This window comes from Clostridium sp. YIM B02569 (assembly GCF_022320765.1).
GTDB lineage: Bacteria > Bacillota > Clostridia > Clostridiales > Clostridiaceae > Clostridium > Clostridium beijerinckii.
In genome coordinates, this window is sequence record NZ_JAKJJX010000012.1 from 68,694 (window position 1) to 84,865 (window position 16,172).

A 16,172-nucleotide genomic window follows, 5' to 3' on the forward strand; every position below is an offset into this window, starting at 1 on the left:
GTTGATAAAATGCATAGCGAAGATGTAGTAAAGTTAATTACTAAAATAGTTGTAGATAAAATCAAAGCATTAGAGAATTATAAAATTCCTATTGGCGTATCAAATAGGCATGTGCACCTAAGTCAAAAGGATTTAGATATTCTATATGGTCTAGGATATAGCTTAACTAAAAAAATTGATTTGAAACAACCAGGACAATTTGCAGCTAATGAAACTGTAACTATTAGAGGTCCTAAAGGTGAATTTGAAAATGTCCGTATTTTAGGGCCTATAAGAAGTGAAAGTCAGGTTGAAGTTTCAATGACAGATAGTTTTAGGTTGGGGGTAAAACCTCCAATTAAAGAATCAGGACAACTAGAAAATACTCCAGGACTTGAAATTATAGGACCTAAAGGGAGTGTGAAAATTCCAAACGGAACAATCATTGCTTTAAGACATATTCATATGACACCTGAATATGCTGAGAAAATGGGAGTGAAAGATAAGGAAATTGTTGAAGTGGAAACTATGGGCGAAAGACATGGTATCTTAGGCAATGTTTTAATAAGGGTTTCTGATAAGTCTTCTCTTGAAATGCATGTGGATGTTGATGAAGCTAATGCTTGTGCTTTAAAAAATGATGACTTTGTTATCCTGCATAGGAAGTAAGCAGTTAGTTAAAAATTAATTATGATAGGAGAGATAAGAATGTTAATAAATAGTGACATATTAACAGAATTCTCCAATTTGATTGCTGAAAATAGAAGTAATTCATTTGAAGGAGAGCTTAAAACGGGAGTAGACCTAGGAACGGCCAATATTGTTGTATCAGTTGTAGATTCTAATAATAATCCTATTGCAGGAGCTACTTACCCTTCTACTGTTATTAAAGATGGAATTGTAGTAGATTTTGTAGGTGCTATAAATATAGTTAAAAGTTTAAAAGCTGAGGTTGAAGAAATAATTGGTAGGGAGCTTCTAACAGCAGCAACTGCTGTACCACCAGGAATTATTTCCGGTAATGTAAAGTGTATATCCAATGTTGTAGAAGCAGCAGGATTTGAAGTTATAAATGTTGTGGATGAGCCAACAGCGGCAGCTAGGGTGATAAACATTAAGGACGGTGCAGTTGTTGATGTTGGAGGTGGAACAACAGGGATTAGTATATTGAAGGATGGACAAGTGATTTTTACTGCTGATGAAGCAACTGGGGGTACACATATGACACTTGTACTTGCAGGATATTATGGAATATCAATTAAGGAAGCAGAAGAATTAAAGAAAGATCCTAAGAAAGACAAAGATATATTTCCAATTATTAAACCTGTAGTTCAAAAGATGGCGTCAATAGTAAAACGATATTTAAATGGTTATGATGTTTCAGAAATTTATGTTGTTGGAGGAGCTTCTTCCTTTGAGGAATTTAATGATGTTTTTGAAAAAGAAATAGGTATTAAAACTATAAAGTTTAATGAACCTTTATTAGTAACGCCTTTAGGCATTGCAATGAATTGTAATAGAGATGAAAATTTTTAAAAAGAGGTGTATATAAATGGATGTAGATGTAGTATTAGTTGAAAAACTAGTTAGACAAGCAATAGAAGAAGTGAAAAATCAAAACCTAGTGAATTTTGATAAAATTGATTCTTTAAAAAATTATGGTATTTTTGAAACTATGGATGCGGCAGTTGAAGCATCATTTGTAGCACAAAAACAATTATTAAAGGCTTCTATGACGGACAAACAAAAATATGTGGATACTATAAAAGCTACTATCTTGAAGAAAGAAAATTTAGAATTGATTTCAAGAATGTCTGTTGAAGAAACAGAAATCGGTAAATATGAACATAAGTTAATTAAAAATAGAGTAGCAGCTGAAAAAACACCGGGAATAGAAGATTTAACTACAGAGGCTATGACAGGAGATAATGGACTTACTTTGGTTGAATATTGTCCATTTGGAGTAATTGGTGCTATTACTCCTACTACAAATCCTACTGAAACTATTATTTGTAATTCTATTTCTATGATTGCGGGCGGGAATACAGTAGTGTTTAGTCCACACCCAAGAGCAAAAAATGTTTCAATAAAATTAGTAACTATGTTAAATAAAGCATTAGAAGAGGCAGGGGCTCCTGATAATCTTATAGCAACAGTTAAGGAACCTTCTATTGAAAATACAAATATTATGATGGAGCATCCAAAAATCCGAATGCTCGTAGCAACTGGTGGACCAGCCATAGTTAATAAGGTTATGTCTACGGGGAAAAAAGCTATTGGAGCGGGGGCAGGAAATCCTCCTGTTGTTGTTGATGAAACTGCTGATATAGAAAAAGCTGCTATTGATATTGTTAATGGATGCAGTTTTGATAATAATGTCCCTTGTATAGCTGAAAAAGAAGTCTTTGCGGTTGATCAAATATGTGATTATTTAATACATTACATGAAACTGAATGGAGCTTATGAAATTAAAGATAGAGACTTGATTCAAAAACTTTTAGATTTAGTTACAAATGAAAATGGCGGACCTAAGGTTTCTTTTGTAGGAAAGAGTGCACCATATATCTTAAATAAGCTTGGTATTTCAGTAGATGAGAATATTAAAGTAATTATAATGGAAGTAGAGAAAAATCATCATTTCGTTTTGGAAGAAATGATGATGCCTATTCTACCTATTGTAAGAACAAAAGATGTAGATGAGGCTATTGAATGTGCTTACATTGCTGAGCATGGAAATAGACATACAGCTATAATGCATTCAAAGAATGTTGACAAGCTCACTAAAATGGCAAGACTTTTAGAAACAACTATTTTTGTCAAAAATGCACCATCTTATGCTGGAATAGGTGTTGGTGGGGAAGGAACTACAACATTTACTATTGCAGGCCCTACTGGTGAAGGTTTAACAACAGCAAGGTCTTTCAGCAGAAAACGTAGGTGTGTTATGGTAGATGCATTTAATATAAGATAATGTAGTCAGTATGATAGTATATTTCCCTTTATACTTTGTCACTATGTTTACCTAGTAGATTACTATTAGAAAACATACTTCATTGTTTAATGGGAAATATTTATCATATTATGGAATTAATATTTTCTCTCATATATCTTAAAGAAAAAATTTGCAATAAAGAGAAGATGTGTTCAGGCGGTACTTTTTCAATGAAATAGAATTGGAGTAGAGAAGTTATGGAAAAAAGCTTTATTGATTTAATAAAAGATGCTGGAATAATTGGAGCCGGTGGAGCTGGTTTTCCAACCCATGTGAAATTAAATGCAAAAGTTAAAACCGTAATAGTGAATGGTGCAGAATGTGAACCATTGCTAAAGGTAGACCAACAATTGATGGATAAGAAAGGAGATGAAATTCTTTACGCATTAAACAAAGTTGTTGATGAGACCGAAAGTGAGGTAGGGATAATTGCGCTAAAAGGGAAATATAAAAGCGCAATAAATACCTTAAATTCAAAAATCAAAGATTATCCTAAATTACAACTGTTTATGTTGGAAAATTTTTATCCTGCTGGAGATGAGCAAATTCTTGTATATGAAGTTACAAATAAGATTGTGCCAGAGGGTGGAATCCCTCTAAATGTAGGAGTCATAGTAATTAATGTAGAGACACTATTGAATGTGTATAATGCAATTAATGGTATTCCTGTCACTGAAAAATATTTAACCATCACTGGCGAGGTTAAGAATCCAATAACAGTTAAAGTACCTATAGGAATTTCTATTGAAGAAGCAATTGAAATTGCAGGCGGCAGCTCTATAAGTGATTTTTGCGTTATAGACGGCGGACCAATGATGGGAAAAATAGTAGAGGATATTCAAAGTCCAATCAAAAAAAATACAAAGGGGCTAATAGTGCTTAAAAAGGAGCATAAAATAGTACAATCTAAAATAAAGAGTATACAATCTACCATAAGAGATGCAAGAATAGCGTGTTGTCAGTGTTCCTTATGTACGGAAGTATGTCCGAGACATTTGCTAGGGCATAAAATTGAACCATCTAAAATAATGAGAATTGCTAGTTATGGCAAGACTTGTAGTACAGAAATATCATCTACAAATACCTTTCTTTGTAGCGAATGTGCCCTTTGTGAACAAGCATGTATTATGGGATTACAACCTTGGAAATTAAATAGGTTCTTTAAAGGGGAATTAAGCAAAAACGGTATAAGAAATCCTCATAATAGGATACCCGAAAAGGCTGATGAATTTAGAAGGTATAGAAAATTTCCTGTTGAGAGATTAAAGCAAAGGCTTGACATAAATAAATATAATTCAGATTCACTTTTAGAAGAGAAAGAATACGATTTTCAAAAAGTTACAATATTACGATCACAACATATAGGGGCAAAAGCTGAACCTATAGTTAAAATTGGAGATAAAGTTCAAAAAGGTGATTTGATAGGAGAAATTTCATATGGGAAGCTAGGAGCTAAGATCCATGCAAGCATAGATGGAATTATAAAAGAAATAACAGATGAAAGTATAGTTATAGTTAAATAATATATGAATTATTAAATCTATGAGAGGGGAAGAGACAGCAATGAGAAGGTCTATTGGATTACTTGAATATAAAAGTATTGCAAAAGGAATGGAAGCATGTGATGAAATGCTTAAATCTTCAAATGTCGAATTAGTTTTAGCTTCACCAGTATGTCCTGGGAAATATATAGTAATATTATCTGGAGATGTAGGTGCAGTTGAAAATGCTGTTAAAGTAGGGAAAAGTATTGGAGGCAGTTATCTTATAAGTGATTATTTAATAGCAAATGTTCATGAAAATGTATTCCCGGCTATTACAGGAACAATTGATATTGGAAAAATTGATTCGATAGGAATTGTTGAAACTATATCGGCAGTAGCATCTGTAATTGCGGGAGATGTAGCATTGAAAGCTGCTAATATAGAACTTTTAGAAATAAGAATTGCAAAAGGACTTTGCGGAAAAGGATACATGTTAATGACTGGAGAAGTGTCCGCTGTAAAATCTGCAGTCGAAGCTTGCGAAAGCAGACTTATTGAAACTGGTGAAATTATAAGTACAGTTACAATACCATCACCAAGTAAGGAATTGATTTCAAGCTTGCTTTAGGAATAGGAGTGAATATAAAGTAAAGAGATATGCTTATCTATTTACTACTTTTTATATAAAGAGATAGTCTGTATTTACTTGGCTTAATAATGCGTTGCATAATCTTCATAAAGTTTATTAGACTATCCCATAAATGAATTTGTAATTTTCTACCATATCTCAATTTATTCGTTAGAAATTTGTTTTACTACCTACAATAAATGCACCTAATTTCTTATCTTTTGAGCTGATTGCTTACATTATAATGCAATCATCCTCTATATCCACAACTAAATAGTAGTATACAGCGATTAAAACAACTACTATTCCTTGCTTACCTTTATATTTGTCTATAAGCTTTTCGCTACTACCAGTTATTGATTAATTATTTTCATAGTAGGAATTCTCATTGTTAAATGAATCGTATATGATACTTCTTGGATAGTTATGCTTATGACTAGTCATAAATGTATTCACCTAAACAAGCGTATCTTTTAACAATAAGCCCTTATCAATAAATTAGTATCAATATTAGTATATGATTAAAAGGATGTTTTGATATATTAAAAAATTGTAGGTTTTATGCGTTTAAAGATTATATATAGTCATAATACTGAGAAACAATAATAAAATATTATCAGCATGCAATTTATAAGCGTTTTTAGAGGGGAGGAATTTTATGATTTATAATATTTTAATTGGAGGAGCAGCTGGGCTAGGAATGGAGACCATTTCCTCTATATTAGAGAAAGTTTTAAAAAGAAAAGGCTTTGAGATATTTACTATACAAGACTATATGTCAAGGGTAAGAGGCGGGCATAATTTTTTTCAAATACGCTTTGGAAATGAGCAAATAAATTCCCATTGGGATGATATTGATGGAATAATCGCTTTAGACAAAGAAACAATAGATCTTCACATCGGCAGATTAAAGGAAGATGGGTTTATAATTGCTGATAAGCAAATTAAGCTTGAGGATAAAAGATTCTTTGGTCTTACTCTTAAAGCTTTAGCTAAAAGCATTGGAAATCCAAAAGTATATGGTAGCATAGCTTTGGGAGCTTTTGTAAAGTTATTCAATTTGGATTTAAGTGGCGTTAAGGAAGTATTAACAGAAAAGTTCAAAGAGGAAATCGCCAACAAAAATTTCAATGCATTTGAACAAGGATACAAGCTAGTTGCACCAAAGTATCAAATTCAACCTAAGAACAATGATGAGAGTATTTTAATTGGAGGAAATGATGCGATTGCTCTTGGGGCTATTGCAGCAGGATGTAAGTTTTATTCTGCTTATCCAATGACACCATCTACAAGTATAATGAATTATCTTGCTTCAAAGATGAATGAATCAGAAATTGTAGTTGAACAGGCTGAAGATGAAATTGCTTCAATAAATATGGCTATTGGAGCCTCCTATGCAGGTGTTAGAGCAATGACAGGATCGTCTGGAGGGGGATTCGCACTAATGGTAGAGGCGGTAGGATTATCCGGAATGCTTGAGGTGCCTCTTGTAATAGCAGAAATACAAAGGCCTGGGCCTACTACAGGTTTGCCAACAAGAACAGAGCAAGCAGATTTGAAATTTGTTATAGCCTCATCACCAGGGGAAATACCCAAAATGGTAATAGCATTAAGGGAACCAGAAGATGCATTTTATCAAACTATAAGAGCATTCAATATTGCTGATAAGTATCAAATACCAGTTATTTTACTTGGGGATCAGTTTTTAGCTGATAGTATAAGAACTGTAAAGCCTTTTAATTTCGATAAGATTAAAGTAGAAAGGTATTTAAAAGATGATGAATATATAAATGCTAAAGATTATAAGCGTTATGAATTAACAAAGACAGGTGTTTCGCCACGTATAACACCAGGCAAAATACCAGGATTAACAGTATTAGTAGATAGTGATGAACATGATGAATATGGACATATTACTGAATCAGGTGAAGTAAGAAATAAGATGAATGAGAAGAGACTAAGGAAAATGGAGTATTTAAAAGAAGAACTTTTGGAACCTGAATTCATCGGTGAAGAAAATGCAGATACTTTACTTTTAGCATGGGGATCATTATATAGTCCGGTTAAGGAAGCTATAAAACTTCTTAATGAACGTTCAGGAAATAATAATAAATACTGCTCATTAGTATTTGGAGATGTGTGGCCTTTACCTGAGAAAGATCTTAGGAAGTATGCAAAAAAAGTAAAAAATATAATAAACATAGAGCAAAATGCGACAGGACAACTAGCGGGGCTTATTAGAGAATATACAGGTATTGAATGTGATAGCAGTATCTTAAAATATGATGGAAGACCTATTTCATCTCAAGAAATATACAGTAAGTTAATTGGAGGTGAGCAATAATGAATGATGAAATATTTCTAACAGCAGAAACAGCTTGGTGTCCAGGATGTGGAGATCATAATATTCTTGATGCTCTAAAGCAAGCACTTATAGATTTGGGAAAGGCTCCACACGAAGTGCTTATTGTTGGTGGAATAGGTCAAGCTGCTAAAACACCTCAATATATAAATACTAATGGATTTTGTGGCCTTCATGGAAGATCATTACCACCTGCAGTTGCAGCAAAGATTGTAAATAAAAGATTAACTGTAATAGTAAATACAGGAGAAGGGGATTCTTATGGAGAAGGAGGAAATCACTTTATTCATAATATTAGGCGTAATGTAGATATAACACATTTTGTTCACGATAACCAAATATATGGGTTAACAAAAGGACAAGCATCACCTACAACTGACATCGGACATGTAACAGATGTTCAGCCAAATGGGTCAAACAACATTCCTATGAATCCAGTAGCACTTGCAATAACGCTTGGTGCTGGTTTTGTTGCTAGAGCATTTAGTGGAGATAAAGAGCATTTGAAGAAAGTTATGATTGAAGCTATTAATCATAAAGGCTACTCTCTTGTTGATATCTTACAGCCATGTGTGTCATTTAATAAAGTTAATACATTCCAATGGTATAATAAAAGAGTTTATAAACTTGGAAAAGAATACGATCCAAGCAATAAATTGAAGGCTATTGAAAAATCAATGGAATGGGGCGACAAGATTCCTTTGGGAATTTTATATAAAGAAGAGAAGTCCACTTTTCATGATAAAGTTAGCTTTTTAAAAAATGGAGAATCACTTGTTGAAAGTAAAGTTAAAATAGATAAGGTCAAGGAATTTATGAAAGATTTCCTATAAAAATAGCATAGAAAAAAATTAATGATCAAAAGTAATTACATTTTAGTAGCCAAGGCCTGATTTTTATTAAATCGGGCCTTTTAAATGCGAATAATTGTTATAAAGCTTATATATTTTCTTAAACAGATAATTTCTAATGAAATCTTAGTTTGTATTTTAATAAATGTTATATTTTTATATTGCATTTATCGAAATAGATATAAATGAAAGTATATTATGAAGATTTTAAATAAAAACTTATAAAGTAAGATATGCTATAATTATGATAATAAAAATTAAGGAAAAATGTGGAGGGAAGCAAAATGAATACAGATACATTAAGAAAGTATGCAGAGCTTGTTGTTAAGAAAGGGATCAACTTACAAGATAAGCAACAATTGCTTATAAATTCACCAATAGAATGTGCAGAGTTTGCTAGACTGATAGCAGAAGAAGCTTATGAAGCTGGTGCTATTAATGTTATAGTTGATTACAATGATGAAGAGCTTGCCTTGATAAAATATAATAAAGCTCCTATGGAGAGTTTTGAAAGGGAGCCAAAACATGCTGTATTATCAAGAGAGCAACTTATAAAGGAGAAAACTGCGTTTATAAGTATTTCTGCTAGAGATCCAGAGCTATTAAGCGGAGTAGATCCTAATAAGATTTCCGCTTTAGCAAAAACAGCAAATAGAGCTATGAAAGATGTTAGTGCTGCCATGATGAGTAATGAAGTTCAATGGTGTGTTGTTTCAATACCTACAAAGGGATGGGCGAGAAAAGTATTCCCTGATTTATCAGAAGCAGATGCAGTAGAAAATCTTTGGGACTCAATTTTTAGCATAGTAAGAGCTGATAAGGAATCACCTATTGAAGCGTGGAATGAACATTTAGAAAAATTAAAAAATAGAAAAGATTATTTAAATGAAAAGAATTTTAAATATCTTTATTATAAATCAGAAGGCACAGACCTAACTGTAGAACTTCCAGAAGGACATCTATGGTTAAGCGGTGAAGAGGATTCTAAAGATGGTATTAACTTTGTTGCTAATATACCGACAGAAGAAGTATTCACCCTTCCAAAGAGAGATGGAGTAAACGGCTATGTTACTAGTAAAAAGCCATTGAACTATGGAGGAAATTTAATTGATAACTTTAAGTTGACATTGAAAGATGGTAAGATAGTTGACTTTACTGCAGAAAAGGGAGAAGAAATATTAAAAGGATTACTAGATACAGATGAAGGTGCTAGATATTTAGGAGAAGTTGCGTTAGTTGGTTATAACTCACCTATATCAAATTCAGGACTAATTTTCTTTAATACATTATTTGATGAAAATGCATCATGTCATTTTGCTTTTGGAAAAGCATATCCAACTTGCCTAAAAGATGGTGACAATATGTCGGAAGAAGAACTAATAAAAAATGGAGCTAATGATTCGTTAACTCATGTAGATTTTATGGTAGGATCAGAGGAACTTGAAATAATAGGTGAAACCGCTAATGGAGAAAAGATTCCAGTATTTAAAAATGGTGATTGGGTGATATAATTGTGTTATCTATACAGATTGTCGAGTAAAAACTTGATGAGAGATTAATCTATATAAATGAAGATAGACATTTGTTTAAGTTGTTAAGTGTTCCGAATTTGGTTATCTATTGAAAAAATCAAAATTGTTAAATTTGAATCTAATAATTAAAAAAGGCTGTTAAATATCAAAATTTACTAGATATTTAACAGTCTTTTTAATTATTAATGATTTTATATTAATTTATAAAAGTTGCTATTTATACAAAATGGGCATAAAAAAATACCATTGACTTTCCATATAGCCGATGATAGAATTAATTGTTAGAAAGATATTCTGTTTATCTATATATAATAATCATAACATATTTAAAAAGATAAGTCAATACTTAAAAATAAAAAAGTTTGGATGGTGTTATTTATGAAAAATTATCTTATGTCTATTTCTGATTCTATAATAAGTAAACAAACTTTTGAAGATATTCTTCAGTGTAATGAGGAGACATTGGAATATGGATTAAAGCTTAGTGAAGAAAATGTTAAAGAGATAGTTGAGATAAGAAGCGAAGCTTTAAGTAAGAATGGCAGAGTTGAATTTGGCGGAGGGATAATAAAGCAAATAATATCAACCTTTTGCGATTCGCCATATATTTCTCAATACAATTATATTGAAACTATAGAGGAGCTTATAGAAACATTTTATTATTATAAAAATGAAACTATGGAAGAAATAGGTGACATTGAATTAATTAATTTAATGAAAGATTATTTCGATAATGAATGCCAAGGATCTTTAGAGCTACTTAGATATAAGTATTTGGATACTATAGCTCATAATATTAAATATGGGGTTTCTGATTATTTAAATGTGGATGGAGATGAAGAGTTATAATGGATAATTATATTGCTAACAGAAATGATACCATTGAAAATTTATTAAGTAAGGAACATTATTTTCAATCTTTACTACAAATACTCCATTCGAATAATATACTAAATAATAAAGAACTAGAAAACATTCAAGTTCAAATATTAGATATTTTAAGAGAAACCGTAAATTATTATACAAAAGCTGAAAGCTATTCGGTAAGAGTTGAAGTTGCAGAGCAAATAATGTTATCAATTTATTATACTATGGGGAGCTTTCTAAAAGGCAAAATATCAATAAAGGAACGGATTATATTAATAAAAGAAAATACAATGAAATATTTATTTTCTGAAGGGGAAAAAGTTTTAAAGATTAAAATAGAAGAAAGTAAAGAACTATTAAAGAACGTGCAAAAAAATAAATTAAAAACAAGTAATTATGCTTATATAGATACTATAGATTACGGGATTCCATTATTTTTTATGGAATATGATAGTAGATTTGCGGCTCATGAAACGCAGGGATCTATAGATTATCCATTAGCTATAGATGAGATGGATTTAGTAGGAATAGAATATATAAACGAATATTTAAAAAAAATAGACTTTGAAAATCAATTTTGTTCCCACTTTGATAGCTATGAAATTGAAAATTTGCTTAAAAGTTTTGATAAAAATTCAGATCATATATTAATAAATATCTTTGAATTGGTTCTGACTAATTATTTAGGATGTATGCTATTAGGGAAAGGAGGAATAACTCTAGATATAACAGATATTGAAAGACGTTATCTTAAAAATAAATTAGGAAAACTGAAAGAAGTGGAATTTAATGAAGTAATATCTAGGATAGTTAAAGATATTTTCAAGGAGTTTACTATAAATGATATAAATTTTATTAATTATATAAATAAAACTACTTACAAGATTATGCCAAATATTAAGAAGAATATTGAAATTAATAAATTGGAAAATACATTTATCACATTTAAAAATGCAAATGAAAATTTAATTAGATATGAAGATGGAGAAAGTTTAGATAACAGCAGATTTAAGGATATAACTGAAGAAATCAGAGATTGTGATAAAGTAGAGAATAAGATACAAATTATAAAGGAGGAAATTCACAGTCTTAGGGATTTAGTAGATGTTCTTGGTTCTGATTGTATATTCGATAATGAGTTTATTGAGATATTCAGGGTCTTAGATGATTTCGAAATATCATTATTACTTAAGTATATTCCTAATGGTTCAGTTACGGCTGTAGAGTATGGAACTGAAAGTGAGAAGGAGTGGCATGAAAAGCTTAAGGAATATCTTGATATGATTAATGAAGAGAAAAAAAGTAAAATAATTACCGAATCCGTGAATATTATATTGTAATACTAGTCTAGGTATATATAGGCAGCGAGCTATGTCTCAGGTTTATATTATGAAATATATCCCAACTAAAAATAAGAATTACATATAATATGATTATTATTTGGAGCTATTGCTGATAAAAATAATGTGGATTATTATGTTATTATAAATATATTTCTGTTAGATTAAAATATTAAGTATAAGGAGTAGAGAAAGATATGAGATTAATAATGAATGCAGATGATTTTGGTATTTCAAAAGCAATTAATCTAGGTATAATTGAAGGATTTAAAAATGGAATAGTAACATCTACCACATTAATGTGTAATATGGAGACAACGGAACATGCAGTTAATTTGGCAAAAGAAAATTCTAAATTAGGTGTAGGAATTCACTTGGTCCTTACCGCAGGCAGGCCTTTATCAAAGAACGTGAAAACATTAGTTGATAGTGAAGGGAATTTTTTGAAATATGATAAGATGGTTGAGTCAGCGTGTATTGAAGATATACGAAGGGAATTTAGAAAACAATTTGAAAAGTTTTTATCTTTTGGGATAGTTCCAACACATATAGATACACATCATCATGTACATTCTATTGAGAGTGTTTTTGAGGTAGTTGCTGAGTTAGCAAAGGAGCATAATATACCAATTAGACATATTAAGGCGATTGGAGAAGAAAAGTATGAAAATATTAAAACAACAACTGAGTTTGTTGATAGTTTCTATAATCTTTCTATGATTGAACCCCAGATGTTAATAAACCTTTTGGATGATAATATGAATGTAGATTCTTTAGAAATTATGTGTCATCCAGGATATCTTGATTCTAAGATTCTTAGTAGTAGTTCATATGCATATCCAAGAGTAAAGGAATTAGAAACATTAACTAATAAAGAAGTAATACAGTTTATTAATGAAAAAAACATTGAATTAATAAATTTTAAAGATATATAACTAAAAATTATTGTTATATATAAAGCAAAACATTTAAAGGTGCCAATTACTGGGAAATAGTAGTTAGGGCTTTTCATAAAGATATTGTTAGAATATTGATAAATAGTATTTTACAATTGCGGTGCTCTATATTTAATAAAAACACAACTGTACTAGTACAGTTGTGTTTTTATATTATTGAATAGAATATTATATTGAGTTACGATATAGAAAACAGATCTGTTAGAATTTTATGAAAATAAGAGAAAATACAATTTTTATATAAAGAATAGAAGAGGAAATTTCTTATAAGAGTATCTAAATAAATTGCTTAAAGAATAAAAAATAAGTATAGCCAATATAAACAAATGCTTAAATTATTAAATCAAAATTTAAAAATGATTATGCTTATATTTTATAATATATAGGAGGATATCTGATGGAAAAAGGAATTAAAATAGTAACAATTGGCGGGGGATCGAGCTATACTCCAGAATTAGTGGAAGGGTTTATAAAAAGGTATAATGAACTTCCGGTAAGGGAATTATGGCTAGTTGATATTGAAAGCGGAAAAGAAAAATTAGATATTGTAGGGAAATTAGCTAAAAGAATGGTTAAAAAAGCTGGTGTACCTATGGAAATTCATTTGACTTTAGACAGGAGAGAAGCATTGAAGGATGCAGACTTTGTAACTACACAATTAAGAGTTGGTCTGTTAGATGCTAGGATTCAGGATGAAAGAATACCATTAAGCCATGGCGTAATAGGACAAGAAACAAATGGTGCAGGAGGTATGTTTAAAGCATTAAGAACAATACCTGTGATTTTAGATATAGATAAGGATATGTCAGAGCTATGTCCAAATGCATGGCTTATAAATTTTACAAATCCTGCAGGAATGGTAACAGAGGCTCTTCTTAGGTATGGAAATAATAAAAAAGTTATTGGATTATGTAATGTTCCAATTGGTATGGAAAAAGCAGTAGCGGACATGCTTGAAGTAGATCATAACAGAATTACTATGGATTTCATGGGATTGAATCATATGGTATTTGGTAGAGAAATTTATTTAGATGGTGAAAAAATTACTGATAAAGTAGTAGACTCACTAGCAGAAGGTAAACTGGGATCAATTGTAAAAAATATTCAAGATTTGGAGTGGAATCCAGAATTTATTAAAGCTCTTAGAATGATGCCATGCCCTTATCATAGGTATTACTTTCAAACAGCAGATATGCTTGAAGAAGAATTAAAAGAATTTTCTAAGGGAGAAACTAGAGCAGAAGTAGTTAAGAGATTAGAAAATGATTTGTTTGAACTATACAAAGATGAAAATTTAGATATTAAGCCACCGCAATTAGAAAAAAGAGGTGGAGCATATTATTCAGATGCAGCTTGCAGATTAATTAACTCTATTTATAACAACAAGGGAGATATTCAACCAGTTAATACTAAAAATAATGGGGCTATTGAAGGAATAGAGAATGACTCAGCAGTTGAAATTTCATGTATTATAACTAAGGATGGACCTAAACCTATTGCTATGGGGAAATTACCAGTAAGTGTAAATGGATTGGTTCAAACAATAAAATCATTTGAACGTCTAGTGGTTGAAGCAGCAGTTGAAGGGGATTACCATAAAGCACTTCTTGCATTAACTATTAATCCATTAATTCCATCAGAGAAAATGGCAAAAATATTATTGGATGAATTACTAGAGGCACATAAAGATTATTTACCACAATTTGCTTAATATAATAAAAGATTTAAGGGAGAGAATATAACCATTAGATCTTTTATTATTGTATTTGTGATAATTTTAATATTTCATCATAAATAATATTTAATGCTAATTTCAAATCAGCAGAATTAATTCTAGCAATACTAAGTCTTAGACTATTGTCAAAATTCTCTGTATTATAGTATGATGCTGAATTATGGGCTAGAAAGATATTTTTGCTTTTTAAGTTGTCTAATAATTTATTACAGCTGATATGAGGAGCTAATCTTATAGTAGAATAATAACCAGAACTTCCGCCAAGTATCTTAACTAAATTTGAGTCCCAAGTAGAAGTTATTTTCCTAAATAATTTTAAAGTGTCCTTTAAATTGTTGGAAAGAATAGTTACATGCTTATTATATATAGAGCTTTTTATATATGATTCAAGTGTTGCTTGAGACACCAATGATGGCATGTAATATGAAAAATAATATGAGTATCTCATCCATTCCCTAAAGCCATTAATTAAATCATCAGGAATTATAGCTACACCAATTCGTATATAAGGTATTGTCTTTGAAAAGCTTCTAAGGTATATACAATTCCTAAAATCCGAGTAATAGTAAAGAGGTGAATATCTTGACAAGGTGCTTAAATCTGAAAAATAATCATCTTCGATAATATATACATTGTAAGTATGGGCAAGCTTCATTATTGCTTTTCTTTGATTTAATGAATAATAAGTGCCTAAAGGGTTATGATTTCTAGGAATCGTATAAAAGAATTTAATATTTTGGGTTTTAAATATTTCTTCAAGTTTATATAAATTAATTCCATTCTCATCTCTTTTTATAGTTTTAACTTTCATATTCTCATACTTTAAAAAGTTTATATAATAAGTATAAGATGGATCCTCGATAAGTATAGTATCATTGCCGTTTGGAAATTCCATCTTTGAAAAAAGAGTTAATACTTGTAGAATACCTTGAGATAGAATTAAATTTTTGCTTTTAGAATATATATCATCCTTCATAAGTAAATCAGTTAACAGTTCACGTAGAGAAGGAAGTCCTTCTAAATCCATATTTAGAGACATGTTGCCATGGAGCTCTAAGGCTGAGTTTAGACAATGCTGAATGTCCTTTATTGGGATATTGCTAACTAAAGAGTTACCAGTCGATAGGTCATAAATATTAGTTTGATTTGTATTAAATCGTACAAGGTTATCAGCAACGTAAAATCCACTCTGAGGTGAAGAGTAAACTATATGTTCATTGCATAGGTTATCGTAGGCTTTAATCACAGTTCCTTTACTGCATTTGTATTCTTTGCAGAGGGATGTAATTGATGGTAGTTTAGCACCTTGAGGCATTTGATCAAGTATTATTTTTTGTTTTATATCACATGAAATTTGTTCGTATATCTTCAACAATTTAATCCCCCCCTTAAATTTTTATAAAATTAGTTTAACATATATAAAAAATTTTATAAATAATCTCTAAA

13 protein-coding genes are annotated in these 16,172 nt (G+C 30.6%); 12 read left to right on the top strand and 1 reads right to left on the bottom strand.

All coding sequences use genetic code 11. The features are described 5' to 3' along the window. Nucleotides 1-9: 9 nt before the first annotated feature. From L3B96_RS12475 to L3B96_RS12530, 12 genes are all read left to right on the top strand, one after another. Nucleotides 10-648 carry a phosphate propanoyltransferase gene (locus L3B96_RS12475; RefSeq protein WP_012060204.1) on the top strand — a complete coding sequence of 213 codons (639 nt, stop codon included), beginning with the start codon at nt 10-12 and terminating at the stop codon, nt 646-648. Nucleotides 649-687: 39 nt separating this feature from the next. Continuing rightward, a complete protein-coding gene (gene eutJ, locus L3B96_RS12480; RefSeq protein WP_238861219.1) occupies nt 688-1,515 on the top strand; it encodes an ethanolamine utilization protein EutJ in 828 nt (275 codons plus the stop codon). Between the two features lie 16 nt (nt 1,516-1,531). After that, nucleotides 1,532-2,950, top strand: coding sequence for an aldehyde dehydrogenase family protein (locus tag L3B96_RS12485; protein ID WP_238861221.1), 1,419 nt, complete (start codon nt 1,532-1,534; stop codon nt 2,948-2,950). Nucleotides 2,951-3,168: 218 nt separating this feature from the next. After that, nucleotides 3,169-4,494 carry a 4Fe-4S dicluster domain-containing protein gene (locus L3B96_RS12490; RefSeq protein WP_238861223.1) on the top strand — a complete coding sequence of 442 codons (1,326 nt, stop codon included), beginning with the start codon at nt 3,169-3,171 and terminating at the stop codon, nt 4,492-4,494. 40 nt (nt 4,495-4,534) lie between these two features. Beyond that, the gene (locus tag L3B96_RS12495; RefSeq protein WP_238861225.1) at nt 4,535-5,083 is read left to right on the top strand and encodes a BMC domain-containing protein; all 549 of its coding nucleotides are present in this window, start codon (nt 4,535-4,537) and stop codon (nt 5,081-5,083) included. Between the two features lie 658 nt (nt 5,084-5,741). After that, nucleotides 5,742-7,427, top strand: coding sequence for a 2-oxoacid:acceptor oxidoreductase subunit alpha (locus L3B96_RS12500; protein WP_238861227.1), 1,686 nt, complete (start codon nt 5,742-5,744; stop codon nt 7,425-7,427). Then, nucleotides 7,427-8,278 carry a 2-oxoacid:ferredoxin oxidoreductase subunit beta gene (locus L3B96_RS12505; RefSeq protein ID WP_238861229.1) on the top strand — a complete coding sequence of 284 codons (852 nt, stop codon included), beginning with the start codon at nt 7,427-7,429 and terminating at the stop codon, nt 8,276-8,278. Before L3B96_RS12500 ends, L3B96_RS12505 begins: the two co-directional genes overlap by 1 nt. A 302-nt stretch (nt 8,279-8,580) precedes the next feature. Then, a complete protein-coding gene (locus L3B96_RS12510; RefSeq protein ID WP_238861232.1) occupies nt 8,581-9,807 on the top strand; it encodes an aminopeptidase in 1,227 nt (408 codons plus the stop codon). Between the two features lie 399 nt (nt 9,808-10,206). Then, entirely contained in the window at nt 10,207-10,677 is a 471-nt protein-coding gene (locus L3B96_RS12515; RefSeq protein WP_077854622.1) for a DUF6323 family protein, read from the top strand. Next, on the top strand, nt 10,677-12,035 hold the full coding sequence (locus L3B96_RS12520; RefSeq protein WP_238861235.1) for a DUF6179 domain-containing protein: 1,359 nt from the start codon (nt 10,677-10,679) through the stop codon (nt 12,033-12,035). Before L3B96_RS12515 ends, L3B96_RS12520 begins: the two co-directional genes overlap by 1 nt. A 197-nt stretch (nt 12,036-12,232) precedes the next feature. After that, nucleotides 12,233-12,970 carry a chitin disaccharide deacetylase gene (chbG, locus tag L3B96_RS12525; RefSeq protein WP_238861237.1) on the top strand — a complete coding sequence of 246 codons (738 nt, stop codon included), beginning with the start codon at nt 12,233-12,235 and terminating at the stop codon, nt 12,968-12,970. A 418-nt stretch (nt 12,971-13,388) separates the two neighbouring features. Beyond that, complete coding sequence (locus L3B96_RS12530; protein ID WP_238861239.1) at nt 13,389-14,702, top strand: 6-phospho-beta-glucosidase; 1,314 nt, start codon at nt 13,389-13,391, stop codon at nt 14,700-14,702. Between the two features lie 46 nt (nt 14,703-14,748). Here the strand turns inward: L3B96_RS12530 and L3B96_RS12535 are convergent, their stop codons facing one another. Then, entirely contained in the window at nt 14,749-16,098 is a 1,350-nt protein-coding gene (locus tag L3B96_RS12535; RefSeq protein WP_031275509.1) for a PLP-dependent aminotransferase family protein, read from the bottom strand. Between the last annotated feature and the right edge of the window lie 74 nt (nt 16,099-16,172).